Source organism: Microbacterium sp. PAMC21962 (genome assembly GCF_019443465.1).
GTDB classification, from domain to species: domain Bacteria; phylum Actinomycetota; class Actinomycetes; order Actinomycetales; family Microbacteriaceae; genus Microbacterium; species Microbacterium hominis.
On the sequence record NZ_CP080381.1, the window covers coordinates 2103070 to 2125900 of the forward strand.

Below are 22831 nucleotides of genomic sequence, written 5' to 3' on the forward strand. Positions count from 1 at the left end.
GAGGTGCTACTGAGTGCCAGCATACGCGGTACCAGGTGTCAGCACGCTCTCTCAGTGCGCTCGGAGGATCTCCCCCAGCCGCGCCAACAGATCGTCGGGACGGGCGAGCAGCACGCGTGCCTCCGGCGCGGCGACCAGGTGATCGACGAGGCGCCGGGCCACCGCGGCATCCCGCCGCCGATAGCCGGAGAGGTAGTGCGGCGTCGCTCGCCACTCCAGGACCGCCCCGTCGTCGGTGGTGACCCGGACGGGAAAAGTCGGCGTCTCGGCGATCTCTCCCGACGAGCCGCCGAAGATGCCCTCGATCAGCGGCACGAGGGTGTCGCCGAGCGCGGGATGCGGCCACCACGTCGTCGGCACCTCGGCGACGACCGCCCGCACCTGCGCCCAGGGCACGAAGCCCGCGGGCGCGTCGCCGAGCGCGGGCTGCAGGCCGTCGGCGCGCAAGCGGACATGGCGGGCCGCGGCATCCCCGAGGGCGACGGCCGGCCCGTCGGCGTCGTCGAGAGCGGTGAGCACGCCGACACGGCGGGCGACAGAGGTGGGCACAGCTCATCTCACCATGGACGCCGCGGCGGGCGCGAGAGGCAGGATGGATGCCGTGCCGAGCGCCTGCGGTTCTCCCGCGACCTCGGGAACGCGACCTGACCGCCCCGTACGCGCCGATACGCGAAATCGGGGCCGCATGCGGTGGTGGAGCCTCACGAGAGGCGACCGCATGCGACCCCGATCGGGCTATCGCGCTGAGCGAGATCAGTTCACGTCGGCGTCCACCCAGTCCATCGACTTCGTGACGGCCTTCTTCCACAGTCGCAGCTGGCGCTCGCGCTCGGCGACGTCGTCGTTCGGCGTCCAGCGCTTGTCCTCCTGCCAGTTCGCCCGCAGCTCGTCGAGGTCGTTCCAGAACCCCACGGCGAGCCCGGCGGCGTACGCGGCGCCCAGCGCGGTCGTCTCGGCGACGACGGGACGCACGACCGGGACGCCCAGGATGTCCGCCTGGAACTGCATGAGCGTGTCGTTGGCGATCATGCCGCCGTCGACCTTGAGCTCCGTGAGGTCGACGCCGGAGTCGGCGTTGACGGCATCCAGCACCTCGCGCGTCTGGAAGGCGGTCGCCTCCAGGGCGGCGCGGGCGATGTGGTTGCGGTTCGCGAAGCGGGTGAGGCCGACGATGGCGCCACGGGCGTCGGGACGCCAGTAGGGCGCGAACAGGCCCGAGAAGGCGGGCACGAAGTACACGCCGCCGTTGTCCTCCACCTTCGCGGCGAGCTCCTCCACCTCGGGCGCGGACGAGATGATGCCCAGCTGGTCGCGCAGCCACTGGATCAGCGAGCCGGTGACGGCGATCGATCCCTCGAGGGCGTAGTGGGCCGGCTCGTCGCCCAGCTTGTAGCCGACGGTGGTGAGCAGGCCGTTCTCCGACTTCACGATCTCGGTCCCCGTCTGGAAGATGAGGAAGTTGCCCGTGCCGTAGGTGTTCTTGCTCTCGCCGGCGTCGAAGGCCGCCTGGCCGAACGTCGCCGCCTGCTGGTCGCCGAGGATGCCGGCGACGGGGGTCTCCCGCAGCAGCGACGTGTCGCGCGCCTCGCCGTAGACCTCGCTGGAGGAGCGGATCTCCGGCATCATCGAGCGCGGCACCCCGAAGTCGGCGAGGATGTCGTCGCGCCATGCGAGCGTCTTCAGGTCCATGAACAGCGTCCGGGAGGCGTTGGTCACATCCGTCGCGTGCACGCCGCCGTCGGGACCGCCGGTGAGGTTCCACAGCACCCAGGTGTCGGTCGTGCCGAAGATGAGGTCGCCCGCCTCGGCCTTCTCGCGCGCGCCCTCCACGTTCTCGAGGATCCACACGATCTTGGTGCCCGAGAAGTAGGTCGCCAGCGGCAGGCCGACGATGTCCTTGTACCGGTCGACGCCGGCGTCGCCGGCGATCCGGTCGACGATCGGCTGGGTGCGGGTGTCCTGCCACACGATCGCGTTGTAGACGGGGATGCCGGTGTTCTTGTCCCACACGACGGCGGTCTCTCGCTGGTTGGTGATGCCGACCGCCGCGATGTCGTGCCGGGTGAGGTTGGCGCGACCGAGGGCGATGCCGATGACCTCGCGCATGTTGTCGCGGATCTCGATCGGGTCGTGCTCGACCCAGCCGGCGCGCGGCATGATCTGCTCGTGCTCCTTCTGGCCGACGGAGACGATCGAGCCCTTCTTGTCGAAGACGATGGCGCGGCTGGAGGTCGTGCCCTGGTCGAGGGCGATGATGTACTCACTCATGAGGTGACGTCCTTGTCTGGGTGTGGATGGGGATCAGGCGTGGGCGAGGTGGAGCAGGACCGGAGCGGCGAGCGCGGCAAGCGTACCGCCGACGAGCGGACCGACGACGGGGACCCACGCGTAGGACCAGTCGCTGGAGCCCTTGCCCTTGATCGGCAGCACCGCGTGCGCGATGCGGGGGCCGAGGTCGCGGGCGGGGTTGATGGCGTACCCGGTGGGGCCGCCGAGGGAGGCGCCGATGCCGACCACGAGGAGCGCGACGGGCACGGCGGTCAGCGGGCCGAGGGCGCCGGGGACGCCGATCTGGACGTCACCGTAGTCGGCGAACGCGAAGATGACGAACACGAGGACGAAGGTGCCGATGATCTCGGTGATGAGGTTCCAGCCGTAGGAGCGGATCGCGGGGCCGGTGGAGAAGACGCCGAGCTTGGTCGCCGCGTCGGGCTCCTCGTCGAAGTGCTGGCGGTAGGCGAGCCAGCACAGCACCGCGCCGATGAACGCGCCGACCAGCTGGGCGGCGATGGCGACGAAGAACTGCGCGACGCCGATCTTCCCCCCGATCAGCAGGGCGATGGAGACGGCGGGGTTCAGCTGCGCGCCGGAGTAGGACGAGACGAGGACACCGGCGAAGACCGCCAGACCCCAGCCCCAGTTGATCATCAGGGTGCCGCCGCCGAATCCCTTGGATTTGGCGAGGATGACGTTGGCGACCACGCCACCGCCGAGCAGGAGCAGCATCGCCGTCCCGACGAGCTCTGACACGAAGTAGAGCCCGAGATTGATGTCGTGCATGTCAGCATTGACCTTTCTGCATGGATGCCGCGGGCGACGTCGCCGCGCGAGGGATGGCCTGATCGGTTGCCGGCGTCAGGCCGCGCCGGGGCTGGGCGGTCGGATCCTCACCGACCCGAGGGGGCGAGGTGGGACGTGCGGACGTCGATGCGATGGCGCTCCTGCAGCACGCGGGCCGCCTCGTCGACCTGCGCTCGAACGGCCTCGTCGTCCCAGCCGAGGGCCGGGGCGGCCGCCTCCGCGACCTCGGTGAGGGTCTCCATGCCCACCCCGCCGACGAAGGCGATGTGGGTGCGGCGCAGCAGGAGGTCGATGAGGCTCACGACCTCTTCGCGGCCGGCGAGGAAGGCGATCTCCTCGGCGGAGTAGCCGGGTGCGTGCTCGAGGGGGCGTTGCGCGACCGGGAGCGTGCCGAGCACCTCGGAGGCGTACGTGCCGTAGCGCTCCAGCATCCGGTCGGCGAAGGCGCTCGTGTGCGCTCCGCGGTGCGCGTCGAGCCAGCGCGCCCGATCCGCCTCGGTGCGCGGGTAGCCCGCTCCCCCGCCGATCGGCAGGTCGAGCGTCGAGATGCGGCGCGTGCGGCCGAGGGCCGTCATCACGTCGTCGGACAGATGCTCGGCGAGGGCCCGGAACGTGGTCCACTTGCCGCCGACGAGGCTGAGCACCGGCACGGCGCCGAGACGCGCCCGCTCGATGCGGTAGTCGCGCGAGACGAAGCCCGGCGCGACGTCGTCGTGGCGGGGCAGGGGACGGATGCCGGAGAAGGTGTACACGATCTGCGACCGGTCCACCGCGATCCGGGGGAACACCTGGCCGATGAGGTCGAAGAAGTACTCGATCTCCTCGTCGGTGCAGACGGTGGGCTGGGCGGGGTCCGCATCGATGTCGGTCGTGCCGACCATGACGCGGCCCTTGAGCGGGTAGATCAGCACGATGCGGCCGTCGGCGGCCTCGAAGAAGATCTCGTTGCCGCGCGTGGCTTCCAGCAGCGCCGGGTTGTCGAGCACGATGTGCGAGCCCTTCGTCCCGCCCATGAAGCGGGTGGGGGCGCCCAGCGCACTGTTGGTGATGTCGGTCCAGGGTCCGCTGGTGTTGACGATGACGTCGGCCGTGAACGGGAACTCGTCGCCGGTGAGGGCGTCGCGGATGATCACCGCCGAGCCGTCCGCGCCGACGACGGGGGCATAGTTCGCCGCCCGTGCCGATTCCTCGCGGGTGCCGTCGCGCAGCACGTCGAGCGCGAGCCGCTCGGGGTCGTGCATCGAGGCGTCGTAGTAGGTCGCGGTGTAGCGGAAGCGGTCGTCGAGGTCGGGGAAGAGCTCGCGGGAGCGCCGGCGCCCGTGGAAGCGGTGACGCGGCACCGCGCCCCCGTCGCGGGAGAAGGTGTCGTACATCACCAGGCCGAGCTTGATCAGCAGCGCCCCGCGCTCGCGCGGCTTGCCGCGGCCGTGGGTGACGAGCAGCCGGAAGGGCGCCGTCAGGATGCCGGAGATCGTGCGGTGGATCGGGATGGTGGTGGGAAGCGGACGCACGAAGTGCGGGGCGTTGCGCACGAGACGGTTGCGCTCGGTGACCGACTCGCGCACGAGGCGGAACTCGCCGTTCTCCAGGTAGCGCACTCCGCCGTGCACCATGTGGCTGGAGGCGGACGATGCGCCGCTGACGTAGTCGTCGCGTTCGACGAGCGCCACGTCGACGCCCTGGAGGGCGAGGTCGCGGAACGTCGCGATGCCGTTGATCCCGCCCCCGATGATGAGGACCTCGGCGTGGGGGCGCTCTCGCAGCGCCTGGATGTTCGGACGGGTGGTCGCCATCGACTCGGTCATCGCTCTTCCTTCCGCGGCTTCGCGTGGTCTCGCCGCGTGTTTTTCACGGTGGTCGCGATCTACACTGAGACCTGGGTGAACGAACGCGCAACGCACGTGAACATACGTGCACCGCGAGGCGTGCTGTGCACGGATGTGCACGACGAGGAGGACACGTGACCGGCGAGATCGATCCCGAGGCGCGGGCGCGCGACGCCCTCCACGCGGCGCAGCTCTACTACGTGCAGGACCGGACGATGGAGCAGATCGCCGCGGAGATGAAGCTGTCGCGATCGTCGGTGTCGCGCCTGCTCGCGCACGCGCGCGAGATCGGGCTCGTGGAGATCACGGTGCACTCGCCCCAGGAGGCCAACAGCGTGGTCGCCCGCCGCCTCGGCGAGCGCTTCGGCATCTCCGTCCACGTCGTCAGCACCCCGCCCCGTTCGACCGACGCCGAGCGCCTCGAGCGCACGGCGCGCACCGCGGCGCACGTGCTGTCGACCACCCTCGACCCGCAGACGAGCATCGGCATCGCGTGGGGCGCCACCGTCTCGGCGATCGCCCGCCACCTCCCCACCAAGCGGCTGCAGGAGTCCCAGATCGTGCAGATGAACGGCGCGGCCAACGAGTCGACGTCGGGCATCAGCTACTCCGGCGCCATCCTGGAGCGGTTCGGCCAGGCGTTCGGCAGCGACGTGCAGCAGTTCTCGGTGCCGGCGCTGTTCGACGACCCCCACACCAAGCAGCTGCTCTGGCGGGAGCGCGCGATCCGTCGCGTCGTCGAGGCGCAGGCGCGGGTGCAGGTGTTCGTCTTCGGCCTCGGCTCACCGCAGGCCGACGTGCCCTCGCACGTCTATGCGGGCGGTTACCTCACGGGCGAGGATCTGCGGATGCTCCTGCGCGACGGGGTGGTCGGCGACTGCGCGACGGTCTTCTACCGCCTGGACGGATCGACCTCGGGGATCGAGCTCAACGACCGCTCGAGCGGTCCCGGCTTCGACGTGATCCGCCGCATCCCGCGCCGCCTGTGCGCCGTGTCGAGCCTGTCGAAGCTCGATGCGCTGCGCGGGGCGCTCGCGGCGGGCCTGATCACGGAGCTCGTCGTGGAGGAGGCGCTCGCCCGCCGCATCGTGGAGCTGCCGCATACCGCGGGCCGCGGCTGACTCCGCGGCGACGGGCTAGAGGCTGAAGACGAAGACCCAGGTCCCCGCGAGCACGGCCGCGGTGACGGATGCCGCGGCGATCGCCACGGCGATCAGCAGCAGGACGGCGTCGGCTCCCGACATCCGCGACGGGCGCGCCCACGTGCGGGCCGTGTCGGCGCCGAACCCGCGGGCCTCCATGGCCGTCGCGAGCTTGGTGCCGCGGCGCACGGCGAGGACGAACAGGGCGAAGGCCTGGCTCAGGAAGCGGCGGATGCGGCCGTCGTCGGCGACGCCGCGGGCGCGACCGGCCATCGACAGCTCCCGCCAGTCGTCGATCAGGAGGCCGACCATCCGCAGGCCCGCGAGCGCCCCCAGCACGAACCGCGGCGGCAGGCGCACGATCTGGGCGAGCCCGTCGGCGAGGTCGGTCGGATCGGTCGTGGCGAACAGCACGACGCTCGGCACCGCGATCGCGAGGACGCGCAGCAGGATCGCCAGCGACAGCGCGATCGAGCCGTCGCTGATGCGCACGAGCCCCCACTCGAGGTACACCTGACCCGACACGCGGCCGTACAGCACGGTCGCCGCCGCGCCGATGGCCGCCGCCGCGGCGATCGGCCACAGCCGCAGCAGCAGCTGCCGCGCCCGCAACCGCGCCAGCGGCAGCAGCGCGACGGTCGCCGCGAGGGTGACGCCCGCCGAGACCGGGTCGATCGACAGCAGCAGCGTCATGGTCACCACGAGGGTCGCGGCGAGCTTGGTCACCGGGTTGATGCGCCCCAGGGGACTGCGCGCCACGTCGAGCGAGAACAGGCTCATGCGCCGCTCCCGAGGCGGGCGACGGTCAGGGTCTCGTCGGCGAGCGCGGACACGAGCGCGGGGTCGTGGGAGACGAACGCGATCGCCGAGCCGGCCGCCCTCAGCTCGTCGACGAGATCGGCGAGCTCGCGCCACGTGCGGGCGTCCTGTCCGTAGGTGGGCTCGTCCAGCAGCAGCACGCGGGGTCTGCTCGCGAGGGTCGCGGCCACCGTGAGCCGCCGCTTCTCGCCGCCGGAGAGCGTGAACGGGTTGACCTCGGCGAGACGGGTCAGCCGCAGCCGTTCGAGCAGCGGCTCCACGCGCGCGGCGACCTCGGACGCGGAGAGCCCGAGGGCACGGGGGCCCACCGCCAGCTCGTCGCGCACACGCGTGGTCAGCAGCTGATGCTCGGGCTCCTGGAACACCGTGCCGATGCGGGTCAGCAGATCGCGGGCGCGCCAGCGCACGGGCGCGTCGCCGCGCCCCGTGCCGGCCGCGAGCGAGGCGCTCGCGCGCACGGTCCCGGATGCCGGGGGCACGAGCCCCGCCAGGGTCATCGCGAACGTCGACTTCCCGGCCCCGTTCGCCCCGGTGATCGCCAGGGCCCGCCCGGCCCGCAGCCGGGCGTCGATGCCGGCCGCGACGATCCGCGGCATCCGCTCGCCGAACGGGCGCCGGCCCACCGCGACGGCGTCGGCGCTCAGCAGGACCTCCCCCGTGCCCGTGCGCGGCCGGGGGTCGATCGCGACGGGGACGTCCGGCACCCAGACGCCCGCCTCGGTCAAGGCCGCGCCGTGCGCGCCGAAGACGCGCTCGGCGCTCCCGTCCGCGAGCACCCCGCCGTCGGATCCGAGCACCACGACGCGGTCGATGTGCTCGGCCCACAGCGCGACGCGGTGCTCCACGACGACGAGCGTGGCGCCCGTCCGCGACGCCGCCTCGACGACCGCGTCGCGCACGGCGACGGCCCCGGCCGGGTCGAGGTTCGCCGTCGGCTCGTCCAGCAGCAGCAGTCCGGGTCGCATCGCGAGGGCGCCGGCGAGCGCGAGCCGCTGCTTCTGTCCGCCGGAGAGGGCGGCGGTCGGGTGGTCGCGCGGCACGTCGAGGCCGACGGCGCGGAGGGCCTCGTCGACCCGCCGCCAGATCTCGTCGGCGGGGACGCCGAGGTTCTCGCACGCGAAGGCGACGTCGTCGCCCACCCGGGCGAGCACGACCTGCGCATCGGGATCCTGGAGCACCAGGCCCGCCCGTCCGCGCACCGCGGCGGGCGCGTGGCCGTCGATCAGGAGCGCACCGGCATCCTCACCGTCCTCCGCATCGCCCAGCACGCCGGCCAGCCCGCGCAGCAGCGTCGACTTGCCCGAGCCGCTCGCGCCGAGGAGCAGGACGTGCTGGCCCGGCTCGATGTCGAGGTCGAGCTCCGACACGGCCCAGCGCCGACGGCCGGCGTGACGCCAGCCCCACCCTCGTGCGCTGACCGCCGCGGGCGCCGCGAGCGAGGCCGGGCTCACGCCGCGTCGGGCGCGTCCGCGATACGTGCCTCTCGACCCGCCGCGAACCGGTCCAGCGCGCCCGTGGCGGCCAGGGCACGGGCGATGAGCCACGACACCAGACCCGCGACGAGGATGCCGGAGACGACGGCGGCACCGAAGTAGATCGCTCGCGGCCCGAACTCGTAGGCGGCGATCGAGGAGAAGTTGGTGTCGAGGAGGGCCACGGCGAGGCCGGCGAGGGCGCCCGAGGTGAGCGCCGCGATCAGGCGATAGTTCGCGTACGCGAACAGCGCGAACCCGAGCTCGGCGCCGATGCCCTGCACGACGCCCCAGACCAGCGTGAGGAAGCCCCACTGCGTGCCGACGGCCATCGACACCACCGCGGCGACGACCTCGGTGTACAGCGCGGCGCCGGGCTTGCGGATGATGAGACCACCGAGCACACCGGCGAACAGCCACCCGCCGGACAGCAGCCCCTCCAGCCCCGGAGCGAACGCGAGGATGCTGCTCAGCGGCGTCCACGCCTGGCCCCACAGCCAGAAGACGACACCGGCGGCCACACCGATGACGCTGGCGACGACGATGTCGACGACGCGCCAGCGCAGGCGGCCGGTGCGCGCGGCGGAACGGGATGCCGCGGCATCCGACGAGACGGTGGACGGGGACGCAGACGCGTGCATGTTTCTCTCCTCCCTGCGCCGGCATGATCCGGATCAGGTTCGACGGTCGAAGCGTGGATCGCTTCCTCTCAGCCCGGCTCACCGGACTCCCGTGGTTGTGCGCTCGAGTATAGCGGCGACCGGGTACGTTGGGCGGGTGACCTCGGACGACGCGCCCCCGCCGTCGCGACGCGCGCTGCGCGAGTCCACCGCACCGACCGACATCGTCATCGTGCGGGGCCGCGACGGACGTCAGGCGCTCGGCTGGCTCGACGACACGACCGTGACGGGGACGCTCGCCGTCGCGAACACCGCGCCCGCACCCGACCTGCTCACGAGGCGGCCGCGGCGATCGCCCCTGCGGGCGGGGGTGATCGCGCCGATCCTCACCACCATCGCCGTCGCGGGCGCGTACGCCGCGGCGACCCTGCTCTGGCCGCTCTGGGCCGTCACGCCGACGGTGCGCGCGATCGACCCGGACGGTCCCGCCTCGCCGGCGACCGCCGTGGCGTGGCCGACGGAGGGGGCCGGCGCCGTCGGGGTCGGGGGCATCGACGCGGTGGCCGCCTCCAGCGATGCGGCGGTCTCGATGGCGAGCATCTCGAAGCTCGTGACGGTGCTGATGATCCTGGACGAGATGCCGCTGAACGTCGGGGAGCAGGGGCGGGAGTTCGCGTTCACCTCGCGCGACCGCTCCACCTACTACGACTATCTGGCCAACGACGAGTCCGCCCTCGACGTGCCCGTCGGCGGCTCGCTCACGGAGTATCAGATGCTCCAGGGCATCCTCATCGGCTCGGCGGGCAACTACACCGATCGCCTCGCCGGCACGATCTGGCCGACCGACGAGGTCTTCTCGACCGCCGCGCGCGCGTGGCTCGACCGCCACGGGCTGCCCGGGATCACCCTGGCCGAGCCCACCGGGATCGATCCCGCGAACGCCGCCGATCCGGCCGCGCTCATCGCGCTCGCGCGGATCGCGCTGGCCCACCCGGTCGTGGCGGAGATCGTCCGCACCCGGACGGTCGAGCTTCCCGGGGCAGGCGAGGTCACCAACACCAACGACCTGCTCGCCGACCCGGCCGTGGTCGGTCTCAAGACCGGCAGCCTCGCGGGGTTCTACAACCTGCTGGCGGCGAAGGACGTCACCGTCGGCGCGGTGACCGTGCGCGTCTACGCGACCGCGCTCGGCCAGTCGTCCGACGAGGCCCGCGACCAGGAGACGGCGCGCCTGCTGGCCGACGTGGCCGCCGAGGTCGCCGTGCCGCGCACCCTGCCGGCCGGCACCCTCGCGGGCGTCGTGTCGACCGCGTGGGGGGCGACGGCGAACATCGTGACGGATGCCGACGCGGCGGTGATCCTGTGGAACGGCGCGGCATCCACCGTGACGACGGACCTCGATCTGGGCGCGGCGCGCACCGCCGACGCGGCCGTCGGCGAGGTGCGGGTGACGGGACCGCTGGACGCGGCGACCGTCGGCGTGCACCTCACCGCCGACATCCCCGATCCGGACGCGTGGTGGCGTCTGACCCACCCGCTGCAGCTGTGGGGTCTGGCCGACTGAGCCGCGGGCCGCGACGCGGCGGCGCTAGAACGGCCAGACCAGCGGCACGTACACCACGGCGACGAGGAGGTACACCGCCATCAGCGGCAGGCCGAGCTTGCCGTAGTCGCCGAACCGGTAGCCGCCCGGCTGCATCACCATCAGGTTGGCCGGAGTCGCCACGGGCGTGAGGAACGCGGCGGCGCCGGCCACCGTCAGCGCCATCATGAACGGCTGCACGCTGGCGCCGAGCGTCTGGGCGATGGCGACCGCGATCGGGAGCACGACGAGCACCGTGGCGACGTTCGAGATGAACTGACCCAGCACCATCGTCAGCACGCACAGCACCAGCAGGGCGAGCTGCGGTGAGCCCGAGCCGATGACGCCCAGCACGGCGTCGGCGACGATGTCCGCCGCCCCCGTCGTGATGAACGCCGACGACAGCGGGATCATCCCCGCGATGAGGATGACGGTCGTCCACGAGATCGCGCGGTAGGTCTGCGGCACCGTCAGCACCCGCAGCAGCACGAGGGCTCCCGCCGCGAGCAGTCCGGCGACCACCGCCGGCACGAGCCCCGTCGCGAGGAGCACGACCATCGCCCCGAGGACGCCGATCGCGCGCTTGGCGCCGCGGCCGAGCGGCACGGCACGCTGCAGATCCTGGGGCGGGGTCACCGCGATCACGTCCGGCGACTGGGCGTAGCGGGTCAGCGCGGCCCAGGGTCCCTGCACGAGCAGGGCGTCGCCGGCCTGGAGCACGAGCGCGCCGGCCACTCCCGTGCCCCGCGACGCGTTGGGGCCCTCGTCGTCACCGCGGCGGACGGCGAGGATCACGAGGTCCTCGCCGCGGGTCGTCATGCCCGCCGACACCGTACGTCCGATCAGTCGCGATCGCGGCGCGACCAGCACTTCGGCGACGCCCTCGCGTGCGCTGAACAGCAACCCGGTGTCGAGGTCGACGTCGTAGCTCGCGCGGAGCGCCTGCGCGTGCTCCCGCGGGTCCGGCGCCACCTCGCCCAGCCGCTCCGCCGTCCGCTCCGGCAACAGCCGGCCGCCGCCGAGCGCGACGACCGCGACGGTCAGCAGGACGAGCGGGATGCCGGCGAGCGCGAACTCGAAGAAGCCGAACTCCCGACCGCCGGCGGCGGCCGCCGCCTCGCTGACGACGATGTTGACGGGCGTTCCGGTGAGGGTCAGCAGCGACCCCGCGCTCGCGGCGAACGCGAGCGGGATCAGCAGCTTGGAGGGGACGATGCCGGCGCGCACCGCGACGACCACCACGACCGGCAGCAGCGCCGCGACGGCGCCGTTGATCGAGATGAAGGCGGTGAGCACGGCCGCCAGCAAGCCGATGATCGCCGTCAGCCGTCCGCGTCCACGGCCCGCGCGCGTGACGACCTGCTGTCCCAGCCAGGCCGTGACACCCGTGGCATCCAGTGCTTCGCTCACCACGAACAGCGACGCGATGAACAGCACGGTGGGATCGCCGAAGCCCGCGAACGCCGCGCCCAGCGTCAGCACCCCGGTCGCCCACAGCGCCAGGGCGACCCCCAGCGACACGAGGGCGAGCGGCACGCGACCGCTGACGAAGGCCACGACCGCGAGAGCGAGGATCAGGAAGGTCCAGGCGGCGGGGTCCATGCCCTCACCCTAGACGCGACGCCACGGCCTCAGACGAACCGCACCGTCTGCTGCAGGCGGGTGCGGACGTCGAACAGCTCGTTTCCGCCGATGTCGCGTGCGCCGGTGAGGCCGCGCCGCAGCACGGTCGACAGCGCCGAGCGGGCCACGACCGCCACGGGCAGTCCGCGCACCTTGCCGATCTCCTCGATCGCAGTGACGACGTCGTCGTCGGGGAGCACCACGATCGCGCCGCTGAACCGCACGCGGGCCGCGCGGGCGAGCGCCCGCGCCCCCGCCACGAGGTCGGCGATCGGCGCGCCGACGCCGTCGCCGATCAGCTCGCCGCGGCGCAGACGCACGGGACCCCCGAAGTCCTCGCTGAGCAGGGCGTAGAGGCCGCTGGGGCCGAGGACGATGTGGTCCAGCTTCAGCGACGGGTCGCGGGGGTCGGCGGCGACGTCGTGCCAGACCGTGTAGCCCATTCCGAGCTCGCCGACGATGCGCGCGGTCGCCTCCTCGGCGAGGGCGTCGGCGAGGAGGCGTTTGAGCTCGCGGGGCGCCGCCCGCACGAGTGCCGGGTCGTAGGGGTCGGCGAGGGCCGTGCCCCGCCCCGCCCACTCCCGGATCAGGTCGAGGTAGCGCTCGCGGCGCCAGCCGCCGGGCTGTCCGAACGATCGGGCCCGCGGCCTCGTGTCGGCCGGGCGGGCCGGCGGCCGCCACCCGCCGTCCGCCGCGGCGTCGGGGCCGTAGGCGGCGGCCTCGACCCCGCCGAAGCCGTGCCCGCGGTCGTACGCCGCCCGCGCCTCGGCGCTTCCGACGAGCTCCCAGGCCCGCTGCACCTGCACGAACTGCGCCGCGTCGCCGCCCGTGTCGGGGTGGGTCTGGCGCAGCCGCAGCCGATACGCCCGGCGCAGCTCGTCGTCGGCCACGTCCGGCGCGACGCCGAGCACCTCGTAGGCGGACGCGGAGAGCGGACTGTCGAACACGTGATCCCTCAGCGCTTCTCGTTGCGACGTGCGTAGGCGGCGGCGCTGCGGCTCGACAGGGCGAGCAGAACCAGGATGTCCAGCGCGAGGGCGGGCAGCGTCGAGAAGAGCGTGATCTCCTGGTCGCGCACCCACCAGCTCGCGAAGGCGGCCGAGATGGAGAGGGTGGCGACGGTCATGACCGCGACGCGGGCGAGGTTGCTCCCGCGGTAGAGCAGCAGCACGCACGCGAGCTGGATCGCCGCCCCGATCGCGAACACCGCGAGCACGAGCAGGAGCGAGGCGTCGAGCACGTCGGGCGTCACCTCGATCCCGTCCAGATCGAGCTCCAGCTCGCCCGCGTAGGCACGCCAGTGCACGGCCAGATCGATCATCGACACGATCCCCACCAGGGCGCTCAGCAGCACGAGCCCCGCCCCCGCGACGGTGGTCGCCGGCCGCCGCATGCCGGGGTCGTGGGCGACGGGCTGGAGCAGTCGGGTGACGGGCTCGTACGAGGGGCGCTTCTCGTGGCGCTGCCGACGGCCGCCCTCCGCCGCGCTCATGCCGTCACCGCCCGCACGTCGACGACGGGCAGGTCGCCGTCGGTGCGGATGCTGTCGCCGCCGCCGTTGCGGGCGTGGTAGCCCGTCGAGAAGTCGGCGATGAGGTCGACGTGCACGGCCGGCTCGCCCGCGCGCAGGGTGGCGACGATGTGGTCGCGCTCGACGTCGGTGTCGGCGTCGATGCGGTGCGTCACCTGCAGCGTGAACAGCGACAGCCCGACGGAGGTGTCGAAGGTGCCGGCCGCGAGCCAGTCGACGCGGCGCCCGCCGGGCAGCAGCCATCCGTCGGGGCACTTCCAGAAGCGCACGTGGTGGCGCTGGGCGGGGTTGCCGTCGACCTCCTGCTGATAGGCGAAGTCCTGCTGGCGGCCGAACAGGAAGAGAGGGCTGACCGGGGCCTCGTGGTAGCTGCGGCGCGCGAGCGTGGAGGTCACGATGCGCCACGACGACCGCAGCGTCACGGGGTCGGCCTTCGTCCAGCCCGCCGCGCGCATCGCCTGCTCGATCTGCTCGCCGTCGCCGAGGAAGGCGAGGTTGACCGGGTCGCCGAGCAGGCCGTCGCTCGTACGGGCGCGGCCGATGAAGTAGTCCGGGACGTAGACGGTCGTCAGGATGCGGTGCAGGCGCGGGAGGACCAGGTAGGCGAGCAGCACCCAGAAGAGGATGAACCCGACGATGCCCCACCACCCGATCGTGAGGCTCTCGGTGAAGCCGAGGTAGGCCAGCCAGATCGCGGCCAGTCCCGCGAAGACGAAGAAGAACTGGTCGATCGCGACCCCGATCGACCAGCGTCGCTGCGCACGGCTGCGGCTCACGGGACCGCCCACAGGGGCGCGGGCGGCTGCCAGGCCAGGGCGCGCGCGGCGAGCTCGTCGTCGACGTCGGCGAGCGCGGCGGGGTGCCACCGCGGATCGCGGTCCTTGTCGACCAGCTGCGCCCGGATGCCCTCCGGAAGATCCGGCTGGGTCTTCGCGAACCAGAGGACGAGCCCGTACTCCTGCGCGAGGGCCGCCCGGAGGTCGGGGAGCGTCCGCGCCGCGCGGACGGCGGCGAGGGTCACCGTCAGCGCCGTCGGCGACGACGCCTCGAGCAGGTCGGCGGTCGCCCCCGCCTCGGGCTCGGGGCGGCGGCGCAGCCGCTCGATGATCTCCGCCACGCGGGGCGCGGAGAACGCCTCGTCGATCCACCCGCGTGCCGCCTCGAGCCGCGACGGCCCGGGGGTCTCGTCGAACAGCAGCACGATCTCGGCCGGCGTGCCCGGATCGGCGCGGTCGGCGAGCGCGGCGCGCAGATCGCCGATCCGCTCGCTCGGCACGAGCGCGTCGGCGAAGCCGGCGTAGAGGGCGTCGGCGGCATCCATCGCCTCGCCCGTCAGCGCGAGGTACTCGCCGAGGCGACCCGGCGCGCGGGCGAGGAGCCACGACCCGCCGACGTCGGGGGTGAAGCCGATGCGCGTCTCGGGCATGGCCAGCCGCGACCTCTCCGTCACGACGCGCACGGCGGCATGCCCGGCCAGTCCGATGCCGCCGCCCATCGTGACGCCGTCCGCGACGACGACGATCGGCTTGCGGTACTCCGCGATGCGGGCGTTGAGCGCGTACTCGGCCCGGAAGAAGTCCGCGGTGGCCGCGACCGCCCCGGCCAGGATCTGCTCGCGCAGGCCGCGCACGTCGCCGCCCGCACAGAGCCCGCGCTCGCCGGCCCCGTCGAGCAGGACGAGATCGATGTCGGCGTCGTCCTGCCAGCGGTCCAGCGCGGCGGAGAGCGCCTGGATCATGCCGAGATCGAGCGCGTTGATGGCGCGCGGCCGGTTGAGGGTCACGTGTCCCACCCCGCGGTCGGTGCGGACCAGCACGGTGGGTTCGGCGGCGTCACTCACGCTGGCAACGTTACCCGCGCGGTCGGCGTCGCGCCTCCGCGGGCGTCGGGGCGCGCATCGGGCAGGATGGAAGAGGCACGCGACTGCGCGTGCCTCCAGGAGAGGACGACGATGCCCGAAGGACACCTCCTCGAGTTCCGTGACGTGACGAAGACATTCGGGGCGATCCGCGCGGTCGACTCCTTCTCGGCGCGTGTCGAGCCCGGACGCGTCACCGGTTTCCTCGGACCGAACGGCGCCGGCAAGACGACGTCGCTGCGGATCCTGCTCGGCCTGGTCCGCGCCACCTCGGGAAGCGCCACCATCGGCGGCACCCGCTACGCGGAGCTGCGTCACCCGCTGCAGACGGTCGGCGCCGCCCTGGAGGCGTCGAGCTTCCACCCCGGCCGCAGTGCCGCCGGGCATCTGACGGTGTCGGCGCAGGCGGCGGGCATCCCCGCCTCGCGCGTGGACGAGGTGCTGGGTCTCGTGGGTCTCGCCGACGCGGCCGGACGCAAGGTCGGCGGCTTCTCGCTCGGCATGCGCCAGCGACTCGGCCTCGCCGCCACGCTGCTGGGCGACCCGGGGGTGCTGGTGCTGGACGAGCCCGCCAACGGCCTCGACCCCGAGGGCATCAAGTGGCTCCGCGGCTTCCTCGCCCAGCTCGCCGCCGAGGGCCGCACCGTGCTGGTCTCCTCGCACATGCTCGCCGAGGTGCAGCAGACGGTGACGGCGCTGCTGATCATCTCCCACGGGCGCCTGGTCTACGAGGGCGACGTCGCGGGCCTGACCGACCCCGACGACGTGGCGACGGTGATCGATGCGCCGGACCGCGCCGCGCTCGCGGGCGCCCTGGATGCCGCGGGCATCGCGTACGCGCCGCTGCGGACCGGCTTCACGGTGCGCGGCCGCGAGCCCGTCGAGCTCGGGGCCGTCGCGGCCGCCGCCGGGGTCGCCCTGTCGGCGCTGCACCGCCGCGGACCTGCACTGGAAGAGGTGTTCCTCGATCTCGTCAACGGCACGCGCGTGCACGCCCCGCGACCGGACGTCGCGGCGGTATCCACGCCCGCGTCCGCTCCGGTGTCCGCTCCTCCCGTCGCCGCCGCCCCCGCTGCCGACGCCGAGTCGTGGGAGGAGCCGGCCGTCGACGACACGGAGTACGTGCACGCCGTCGAGGACGATCCGATCGAGGGGGACGTCTCCGACGATCCGGGCCACGACGAGGAAGGGGCGCACCGATGAGCATCGTGAACGCGACGCGGTCGGAGATGACGAAGCAGTTCACCACCGCGATGTGGTGGATCCTCGCCGCCGTCCTGCTCGCCTACGTCGGCGTGACCGCCGGTGGGCTCGCCGCCACCTTCGGTGCGCTCGCGACGGGCGCGCTCGACACGAGCGCCACGAACACGCCCGCCCTTCCCGCGGACGTCGTCCCGCCGCTCGTGTACAGCCTGGCCACCTCGGTCGGGTACGTCTTCCCGCTGCTGATCGGCACCCTGCTGGTCACCAACGAGTTCCGCCACAAGACCCTCACCCCCACCTTCCTCGCCACGCCGCGGCGCGGCGTCGCGCTCGGCGGCAAGGTGATCGCGGGCGTGCTCATGGGGCTGCTGTACGCCGTGGTGGCCCTCCTGGCGGCCGTCGGCATCGGCGCGGGGGCGCTCGCGCTCGTCGGCGTCGACACCCGCCTCGGGGAGGGGGAGACCTGGGCGATGATCGCGCGGATGGTCGTGGCGTTCGTCCTCTGGGCGCTGATCGGGATCGGCGTGGGCACGCTGGTGCGCAACCAGGTCGCCGCCGTCGTCGGGGTGCTGGCGTTCACGCAGTTCGTCGAGCCGATCCTGCGGACGGTGGCGGGCTTCGTCGACGGCCTCTCGTCCGTCACGACCGCCCTGCCGGGAGCCGCCTCCGACGCGCTGGTCGGCGCGAGCATCTACACGAGCATCGGCGGCGCCGCCGGCTCGACGCTGACCTGGTGGGGCGGCGGACTGATCCTGCTGGCCTACGCCGTCGTCCTGCTCGGGCTCGGGTATCTCGTCAGCTGGCGGCGCGACGTCGCCTGAGTCGTCTCAGGCGCGGTCGGCGATCTCGGCGACGTCGACCGGGGCGTCGTCGCCGTCCAGGCGCAACGCCTGCACGAGGGCGAGGCCGTGGCGCGTGGTCAGCACGAGCCGCTCGAACTCGGCATCCGGCGCCAGGTCGACGACGACGGCGGGCCGGCGCCGGCGGACCACGACGAAGTCGCACCCGCTCGCCGAACGCCAGGTGCCCATGGCGACCGTCCCGCGCACGAGGGTGCCGGGGGCGGGCACGCCGCGCAGCCAGGTCCAGGCGTCGTCGGTCAGCTGCACCCTCAGGATGTGCGAACGGTCGACGCGGACGCTCTCCGATCGCCGTGACAGAGCGCGTTCGACGCCCGACAGCACGACCTCGAGCTGCGTCGCGTCCAGCAGCAGGGTCACCATGCCATCAGTCTGCCAGCGCCGCCATGTGCGGATGCTCACAGCACGGCAACGATCCGGTCTCGCCAGGCGATATCGTGAGGATTCGGCGGAGCAGACGCCCCGTCCGACCGCCAGCACGGAGCCCGCTATGCCACGATTCGACCTCGATCCCGACGCCCTCGAGACCTACCGCCCCGACGTGCGCGAGCCCGCGGACTTCGACGACTTCTGGTCGCGGACGCTCGCCGGCGCCCGGGCCGCGGGCGGCGAGGTGACGCTGGAGCCGGTCGGGACGGTGCTGACGACCATCGACGTGTTCGATGTGACCTTCCCCGGTTACGGAGGCGAGCCGGTCAAGGCCTGGCTGCGCGTTCCTCGCGGCGAGGCCGGGCCGCTGCCCACGGTCATCGAGTTCAACGGCTACGGCGGCGGCCGGGGGCTTCCGACGGAGCGGCTGGGCTGGGCCTCGTCCGGCTACGCGCACCTGTTCATGGACACCCGCGGCCAGGGCTCGACGTGGGGCTCCCCCGGTGCGACGCCCGATCCGCACGGCACGGGCCCGTCGACGAACGGGTTCATGACCCGCGGCATCGAGGCACCCGACGACTATTACTACCGTCGCGTCTTCACCGACGCCGTGCGCCTCATCGATGCCGCGCGCACGCTGACGATCGTCGATGCCGACCGCATCGCGGTGACGGGCGGAAGCCAGGGCGGCGGCATCACGCTCGCCGCCGCGGGCCTGAGCGACGGCCTCCTCGCCGTCATGCCCGACGTGCCCTTCCTCTGCCACTTCGAGCGCGCGATCGGCATGACCGACCGCGAGCCGTATCACGAGGTCGTGCGCTACCTCTCGGTGCACCGCGGCGCCAGCGCCGGCGTGTTCGAGACCCTCTCCTACTTCGACGGCGTCAACTTCGCGCGGCGCGTGAGCGCGCCGTCGCTGTTCTCGGTCGGGCTGCTCGATCCCGTCTGCCCGCCGTCGACCGTCTACGCGGCCTTCAACCACGTCGACCGCGACGACAAGCAGATGCGGGTCTACGACTTCAACGAGCACGAGGGCGGACAGGCGTTCCAGTGGGACGAGCAGGCGCTCTTCCTCGCGAGGCTCCTCGGCTGACGCCCGGCATCCGGGCGCCTCACGCCCGCCCGCTCAGAGGTGGAACTCGTCGTTGGCGTGCGGCAGGGGGAAGCTGGAGACGGCCGCGATGAGGCCGTCGACGGTCTGCTCGCGAGCGACGGCGCTGACGCCGAGCCCGACCTTGCGGGCATCCTTCGCGGTGCGCGGGCCGATCGCGGCGATGACCGTCGTGTCGGGGATCTCGGGGAACTGCAGCCGCACCTGCTCGGCCACCGAGCCGCTGCTGACGAGGATCGCGTTGATGCGGCCGTTCGCGACGTCGTGGGCGATGCGTTCGGTGACCGGCACGCCGACCGTGCGGTAGGCGACGACGCTGCGCACGTCGTGACCGGCCTCGGTGAGCCTGCGCGTCAAGACGGGCTTGGCGATCTCGCTGCGCAGGGTGAGGATGTGCCGCGGCTCGGGCTCGAGATCGATGAGCTGACCGGCCATCCCGGCGGCGGAGTTGTCGTCGTCGGGCACCAGGTCGACGCGGTACCCGACCGCGCTGAGTGCGGCCGCCGTGGTCTCGCCGACCGCGGCCACGCGCGTGGTCGCCGGGATGACGGCGCGGTACGCGTACAGGACGTCGACCGTCGTCGCGCTCGTGAGGGTGACCCAGTCGAACGCGCCGGCGGCGAGGTCGGCGAGGGCCGTCTCGAGGGTGGCCTGGTCGGTCGACGGGGCGAAGTTGATGAGGGGGGCGATCACCGGCACGGCACCCTGGGAACGCAACGTCGCGGCCACGGAGTCGCCCCACGGTCCACCGCGGGGCACGAGCACTCGCCACCCCTTGAGGGGCTTGGCGGCGTGCGGGTCAGGGATCATGCTCGACTCTCGTGATGCTCAGTCGGGACACACGGTTTCGCGCGTCCGGCAACGACGGGGCGTGCACGCGCGAACGCCAAGGCTGCGCGGCTCGGGTCGTCGTTGCCGGCAGCTTGCGCACCATTGCCGCTGCCTGAGACACGAGCATACCCCGGGGCGCGGGACGCGCGGACACGGGTTGACAGCGCCTCGCCGACACGCAATATCGCGCGCGTGCGGGCGTCGCGCGGGGTCAGCGGGTGTAGGCGCGGACGATGCCCCACACCGTGAGCCCCACCAGCGCGGCGGCTCCCAGCACGGCGGCGGTCGCCGGAGCGGGCTTGCGGCGGGCGAACCGGCGGGCGTCGCCGACCGCGCGGTCGGCGGCGTTCGCGACCCGCTTCGGGACGTTCGCCTTCTCTTCGATCGCGGCGAGAGCGGCCTTGAGCTCGGCGCGGGCGCTCTCCACCGGGTCGGTGATCCCGAGGGCGACCGCGGTGCGCGGAATGGGCTGGTCAGAACTCATCGGCCACGTCCTTCACGATGCGCGCGTCGACCTTCACGGCGTCGACGGGGTTGGTCGAGCGGCTCAGATGCTTGAACCGCAGGAGTCCGAGCCAGGCGAACACGGCCGCTCCCACGAGGGCGATCACCACGACGATGAGGCTCGCGAGCCACGCGGGCATCCACGACGACAGCCCGATGATGGCGAACGCGGCCAGTGCCGGCAGCGACCAGAAGAGGAAGAAGAGCGCGACGATGAACCAGACGCCGCCCATGCCGGCATCCTTGCCCGCCTTCTTCGCCCAGTTCTTCGCCGAGTCGACCTCGGCGACGACGAGGTTGCGGACGAGCTCGGGGACCTCGCCGACGAGTGTCAGCAGGCTGTCGTCGGAGCGATCGCGGAACCCTCGGGATGCGGCCATCTCAGTCGCCCGCCACCTTCTTGGCCTCGCTCTTCGCGTCGGCGACGGCCTTGTCGGCTGCCTTCTTGACCTCGGCCGCCGTCTTCTCCGCCCCGCGGGCGACGTCGTCGGCCGACGCGCGCCCCGCCTTCAGCGCGGAATCGAGCTTCTGTCCGGGGGTCGAGCCCTTGCCGGCCGCGCGGGTGACCTTGACGGCCCCGTCCCACAACGCGCTCGGCAGGGCGAGGGCGGCGCTCTTTCCGAGCTCCTTCGCCTTGACGACCTGCTTCTGCACCGGCGGGGTGTTCCAGAGCTTGAGGGACGCCGCCTTGATCTGCTCGTAGCGCTCACGCCCGGCGCGGGAGCCGAGTACGTAGCCTGCGGCGAGTCCCACGACGATCCCGATCTTGCCCCTCATGGCGTCTCCTCGTGTTCGAGCCCGTGGTGCTTCGTTCCTCCAGGGTAGCCCCATATTCCGATTCCGGCATCCGATCGGTGCGGGGCTGTCCCGCGGGGGCGCGCTGTGCTAGGGCCGGCCCCACAGAACATCGTGGCGGACGCGCTCGACCTCGTCGATCGTGTCGGCGACGACGCTCGAGATGCCGCCTCCGGCCAGGTCCTCCCCGACCGCGACGATGCGCCCGAGCGGCGCGATGCGGGCGCGCAGGGCGGCCGCACGCTCGGCGTGGCCGAGCGTCGACGACGGCGGTGCGAGGAACGCGGTGCGCTGCGCACTCGCCCGGATCGCGCCGATGCCCGGCCACAGCTGCGTGACGTCGCGCGCCGCGAGAGCCAAGGGGTCATCGCCGCCCTGGTCGGGATCGACGGTGACGCGGAAGACGCGCCGCGTGGGGCCGGACGCGGCACGCACGCTCGGCCAGGCGGCGCCGGCGTCGATGACGGACGCCGCGGCCATCGCGCCCGGTACCGGGTACACGGTCGCCGGGCCGGCGGCGCTGGTGCCGGCATCCATCACGAGGGTGACGACCTCGCGGGCGGGGCGGGCGGGGGCGTCGAGCGTGACGCCGAGCGGGGCGAGCAGGGTCGACGCGGCGGGCGCACCGGCCGCGAGGACGACGATGTCGGCGGGCAGCGGCTGAGGGACGCCGTCGTCGCCCCGATCGACGGCGTCCCCGGCGCCGTCGACGTGGACGAGCCAGCCCGTCTCGGTGCGGGAGAGCGCGGTGACCGCGTGCCCGACGCGGATGTCGGCGTCGAGGGTGAGCAGACGCTCGGCGAGCGCCTGGACGAGGCGGCCCATGCCGCCGCGCAGGGTGGCCCTGCGGGCCCGGGGCGGCTCGGTGCCGTCCTCCGACCGTGCCGGGAGAAGTTGGTCGACGGCGCCGCCGAGCGAACCCGCCCGCGTCAGCGCTGCGCTGAGGCCGGGCACCGCGAGGTCGACGTCGATCTCGTCGGGGTCGACTCCCCAGGTGCCGATCGTGAGGGGGGCCACGAGCCGGTCGCGGATGCGCGCTCCCATCCGTGTGCGCACGAGGGCGCCCAGGCGACGCTCGCGGCCGATCGTCAGCGGAGGCCGCAGGCGGTCCAGGTAGGCGCGCCAGACGCCCGCGCTTCCCACGAGGCGGCGCACAGCCGGCGCCCACACGTTGGCGGGGATGCCGGCGCGGTTGGCGGGCAGCGGCACGACGTGCAGACCGTCACCGGCCGCGACGGCGACGGCGACGCTCTCGTCGGCCGCGGGCTCGACGTCGGCGCGCAGCTCGAGCTGGTCGATCAGGTCGGCGAGGGCGGGGGCGGAGAGCGAGAACACCTCGGCGGCCAGGTCGATGTCGATCCCGTCGAGCGTCGCGGTCTCGATGGCTCCACCCACGCGGGTGCCGGCTTCGAGGAGGACGACCGGCATCCCGATGCGCGCGCACTCCCACGCGGCCGTCAGGCCGGCGATCCCCCCACCGACGACGACCACGCGGGTGGCGCGGGCACGGTCGGCGAGGGTGGGTTCGGCGCGCTCGGACACGTCCCCATCCTCCCATCCCGTCTGCGCCGGGGCGCCCGCGCACGACGTGACCCGTGCGTGGT

At 73.1% G+C, this 22831-nt stretch carries 23 protein-coding genes and 1 riboswitch; of the genes, 5 read left to right on the forward strand and 18 right to left on the reverse strand.

The genetic code is table 11. From position 1 onward, the window contains the following. Positions 1 to 51: 51 nt before the first annotated feature. From KY498_RS10085 to KY498_RS10100, 4 genes are all read right to left on the reverse strand, one after another. Positions 52 to 549, reverse strand: a complete 498-nt coding sequence (locus KY498_RS10085) for a hypothetical protein (protein ID WP_191009457.1) — start codon at positions 547 to 549, stop codon at positions 52 to 54. A 204-nt stretch (positions 550 to 753) separates the two neighbouring features. Further along, positions 754 to 2268 carry a glycerol kinase GlpK gene (gene glpK / locus KY498_RS10090; RefSeq protein ID WP_060959287.1) on the reverse strand — a complete coding sequence of 505 codons (1515 nt, stop codon included), beginning with the start codon at positions 2266 to 2268 and terminating at the stop codon, positions 754 to 756. Between the two features lie 33 nt (positions 2269 to 2301). Further along, a complete protein-coding gene (locus tag KY498_RS10095) occupies positions 2302 to 3060 on the reverse strand; it encodes an MIP/aquaporin family protein (protein WP_060959286.1) in 759 nt (252 codons plus the stop codon). Between the two features lie 107 nt (positions 3061 to 3167). Next, a complete protein-coding gene (locus tag KY498_RS10100) occupies positions 3168 to 4886 on the reverse strand; it encodes a glycerol-3-phosphate dehydrogenase/oxidase (protein WP_191009456.1) in 1719 nt (572 codons plus the stop codon). Between the two features lie 155 nt (positions 4887 to 5041). Between KY498_RS10100 and KY498_RS10105 the strand changes: the two genes are divergently transcribed. Then, the gene (locus KY498_RS10105) at positions 5042 to 6028 is read left to right on the forward strand and encodes a sugar-binding transcriptional regulator (protein ID WP_101305417.1); all 987 of its coding nucleotides are present in this window, start codon (positions 5042 to 5044) and stop codon (positions 6026 to 6028) included. 15 nt (positions 6029 to 6043) lie between these two features. On the opposite strand, the gene KY498_RS10110 is transcribed toward KY498_RS10105, so the two are convergent. The 3 genes from KY498_RS10110 to KY498_RS10120 form a co-directional block, all read right to left on the reverse strand. Next, the gene (locus KY498_RS10110) at positions 6044 to 6829 is read right to left on the reverse strand and encodes an energy-coupling factor transporter transmembrane protein EcfT (protein WP_191009455.1); all 786 of its coding nucleotides are present in this window, start codon (positions 6827 to 6829) and stop codon (positions 6044 to 6046) included. Continuing rightward, on the reverse strand, positions 6826 to 8235 hold the full coding sequence (locus tag KY498_RS10115; RefSeq protein WP_191009454.1) for an ABC transporter ATP-binding protein: 1410 nt from the start codon (positions 8233 to 8235) through the stop codon (positions 6826 to 6828). Before KY498_RS10115 ends, KY498_RS10110 begins: the two co-directional genes overlap by 4 nt. Before the next feature lie 80 nt (positions 8236 to 8315). Next, the gene (locus KY498_RS10120) at positions 8316 to 8981 is read right to left on the reverse strand and encodes an ECF transporter S component (protein WP_060959282.1); all 666 of its coding nucleotides are present in this window, start codon (positions 8979 to 8981) and stop codon (positions 8316 to 8318) included. After that, positions 8975 to 9084, reverse strand: a riboswitch (TPP riboswitch). It overlaps the preceding gene by 7 nt. Positions 9085 to 9117: 33 nt before the next feature. On the opposite strand from KY498_RS10120, the gene KY498_RS10125 reads away from it, so the two are divergent. Beyond that, positions 9118 to 10524 carry a D-alanyl-D-alanine carboxypeptidase gene (locus KY498_RS10125; protein WP_223848808.1) on the forward strand — a complete coding sequence of 469 codons (1407 nt, stop codon included), beginning with the start codon at positions 9118 to 9120 and terminating at the stop codon, positions 10522 to 10524. Positions 10525 to 10548: 24 nt separating this feature from the next. Here the strand turns inward: KY498_RS10125 and KY498_RS10130 are convergent, their stop codons facing one another. The 5 genes from KY498_RS10130 to KY498_RS10150 are packed head-to-tail and all read right to left on the reverse strand — an operon-like array spanning position 10549 to position 15536. Next, on the reverse strand, positions 10549 to 12144 hold the full coding sequence (locus KY498_RS10130) for an SLC13 family permease (RefSeq protein WP_191009452.1): 1596 nt from the start codon (positions 12142 to 12144) through the stop codon (positions 10549 to 10551). Between the two features lie 29 nt (positions 12145 to 12173). Further along, on the reverse strand, positions 12174 to 13112 hold the full coding sequence (locus KY498_RS10135) for a nuclease-related domain-containing protein (protein ID WP_061782392.1): 939 nt from the start codon (positions 13110 to 13112) through the stop codon (positions 12174 to 12176). Between the two features lie 8 nt (positions 13113 to 13120). Beyond that, the gene (locus tag KY498_RS10140; protein WP_060959280.1) at positions 13121 to 13657 is read right to left on the reverse strand and encodes a hypothetical protein; all 537 of its coding nucleotides are present in this window, start codon (positions 13655 to 13657) and stop codon (positions 13121 to 13123) included. Continuing rightward, on the reverse strand, positions 13654 to 14472 hold the full coding sequence (locus KY498_RS10145; RefSeq protein ID WP_101307137.1) for an LssY C-terminal domain-containing protein: 819 nt from the start codon (positions 14470 to 14472) through the stop codon (positions 13654 to 13656). Before KY498_RS10145 ends, KY498_RS10140 begins: the two co-directional genes overlap by 4 nt. Beyond that, positions 14469 to 15536 (reverse strand): enoyl-CoA hydratase/isomerase family protein, encoded by a 1068-nt coding sequence (locus KY498_RS10150; RefSeq protein WP_191009451.1) that lies wholly within the window; start codon positions 15534 to 15536, stop codon positions 14469 to 14471. The genes KY498_RS10145 and KY498_RS10150 overlap by 4 nt, the downstream gene beginning before the upstream one ends. 144 nt (positions 15537 to 15680) lie before the next feature. On the opposite strand from KY498_RS10150, the gene KY498_RS10155 reads away from it, so the two are divergent. Together KY498_RS10155 and KY498_RS10160 are read left to right on the forward strand one after the other, a co-directional pair. After that, positions 15681 to 16757: an ATP-binding cassette domain-containing protein gene (locus tag KY498_RS10155; RefSeq protein ID WP_223848807.1), complete on the forward strand. Its 1077-nt coding sequence runs from the start codon at positions 15681 to 15683 to the stop codon at positions 16755 to 16757. Next, positions 16754 to 17578: an ABC transporter permease subunit gene (locus KY498_RS10160; RefSeq protein WP_101305410.1), complete on the forward strand. Its 825-nt coding sequence runs from the start codon at positions 16754 to 16756 to the stop codon at positions 17576 to 17578. The genes KY498_RS10155 and KY498_RS10160 overlap by 4 nt, the downstream gene beginning before the upstream one ends. A 6-nt stretch (positions 17579 to 17584) precedes the next feature. Here KY498_RS10160 and KY498_RS10165 read toward each other — a convergent pair whose 3' ends face one another. Further along, entirely contained in the window at positions 17585 to 17980 is a 396-nt protein-coding gene (locus tag KY498_RS10165; RefSeq protein ID WP_082808084.1) for a hypothetical protein, read from the reverse strand. Positions 17981 to 18107: 127 nt separating this feature from the next. Between KY498_RS10165 and KY498_RS10170 the strand changes: the two genes are divergently transcribed. Then, complete coding sequence (locus KY498_RS10170; protein ID WP_191009450.1) at positions 18108 to 19079, forward strand: acetylxylan esterase; 972 nt, start codon at positions 18108 to 18110, stop codon at positions 19077 to 19079. 33 nt (positions 19080 to 19112) lie between these two features. Here KY498_RS10170 and KY498_RS10175 read toward each other — a convergent pair whose 3' ends face one another. The 5 genes from KY498_RS10175 to KY498_RS10195 form a co-directional block, all read right to left on the reverse strand. Next, on the reverse strand, positions 19113 to 19907 hold the full coding sequence (locus KY498_RS10175; RefSeq protein ID WP_060959275.1) for a uroporphyrinogen-III synthase: 795 nt from the start codon (positions 19905 to 19907) through the stop codon (positions 19113 to 19115). Positions 19908 to 20139: 232 nt separating this feature from the next. Then, positions 20140 to 20412, reverse strand: coding sequence for a hypothetical protein (locus KY498_RS10180; RefSeq protein ID WP_101305407.1), 273 nt, complete (start codon positions 20410 to 20412; stop codon positions 20140 to 20142). Beyond that, entirely contained in the window at positions 20402 to 20812 is a 411-nt protein-coding gene (locus KY498_RS10185) for a phage holin family protein (protein WP_060959273.1), read from the reverse strand. Before KY498_RS10185 ends, KY498_RS10180 begins: the two co-directional genes overlap by 11 nt. 1 nt (position 20813) lies before the next feature. Next, the gene (locus tag KY498_RS10190) at positions 20814 to 21209 is read right to left on the reverse strand and encodes a hypothetical protein (RefSeq protein ID WP_060959272.1); all 396 of its coding nucleotides are present in this window, start codon (positions 21207 to 21209) and stop codon (positions 20814 to 20816) included. 108 nt (positions 21210 to 21317) lie between these two features. After that, entirely contained in the window at positions 21318 to 22769 is a 1452-nt protein-coding gene (locus tag KY498_RS10195) for an NAD(P)/FAD-dependent oxidoreductase (protein ID WP_191009449.1), read from the reverse strand. Positions 22770 to 22831 lie beyond the last annotated feature (62 nt).

What these genes read in the sequence shown, in the direction of transcription:
- KY498_RS10140 (WP_060959280.1), bottom strand. Translation starts at nt 13,657, where the DNA reads ATGAGCGCGGCGGAGGGCGGCCGTCGGCAGCGCCACGAGAAGCGCCCC.
- KY498_RS10170 (WP_191009450.1), top strand. Translation starts at nt 18,108, where the DNA reads ATGCCACGATTCGACCTCGATCCCGACGCCCTCGAGACCTACCGCCCC.
- glpK (WP_060959287.1), bottom strand. Translation starts at nt 2,268, where the DNA reads ATGAGTGAGTACATCATCGCCCTCGACCAGGGCACGACCTCCAGCCGC.
- KY498_RS10190 (WP_060959272.1), bottom strand. Translation starts at nt 21,209, where the DNA reads ATGAGGGGCAAGATCGGGATCGTCGTGGGACTCGCCGCAGGCTACGTA.
- KY498_RS10185 (WP_060959273.1), bottom strand. Translation starts at nt 20,812, where the DNA reads ATGGCCGCATCCCGAGGGTTCCGCGATCGCTCCGACGACAGCCTGCTG.
- KY498_RS10095 (WP_060959286.1), bottom strand. Translation starts at nt 3,060, where the DNA reads ATGCACGACATCAATCTCGGGCTCTACTTCGTGTCAGAGCTCGTCGGG.
- KY498_RS10120 (WP_060959282.1), bottom strand. Translation starts at nt 8,981, where the DNA reads ATGCACGCGTCTGCGTCCCCGTCCACCGTCTCGTCGGATGCCGCGGCA.
- KY498_RS10175 (WP_060959275.1), bottom strand. Translation starts at nt 19,907, where the DNA reads ATGATCCCTGACCCGCACGCCGCCAAGCCCCTCAAGGGGTGGCGAGTG.
- KY498_RS10165 (WP_082808084.1), bottom strand. Translation starts at nt 17,980, where the DNA reads ATGGTGACCCTGCTGCTGGACGCGACGCAGCTCGAGGTCGTGCTGTCG.
- KY498_RS10180 (WP_101305407.1), bottom strand. Translation starts at nt 20,412, where the DNA reads ATGAGTTCTGACCAGCCCATTCCGCGCACCGCGGTCGCCCTCGGGATC.
- KY498_RS10100 (WP_191009456.1), bottom strand. Translation starts at nt 4,886, where the DNA reads ATGACCGAGTCGATGGCGACCACCCGTCCGAACATCCAGGCGCTGCGA.
- KY498_RS10130 (WP_191009452.1), bottom strand. Translation starts at nt 12,144, where the DNA reads ATGGACCCCGCCGCCTGGACCTTCCTGATCCTCGCTCTCGCGGTCGTG.
- KY498_RS10110 (WP_191009455.1), bottom strand. Translation starts at nt 6,829, where the DNA reads ATGAGCCTGTTCTCGCTCGACGTGGCGCGCAGTCCCCTGGGGCGCATC.
- KY498_RS10160 (WP_101305410.1), top strand. Translation starts at nt 16,754, where the DNA reads ATGAGCATCGTGAACGCGACGCGGTCGGAGATGACGAAGCAGTTCACC.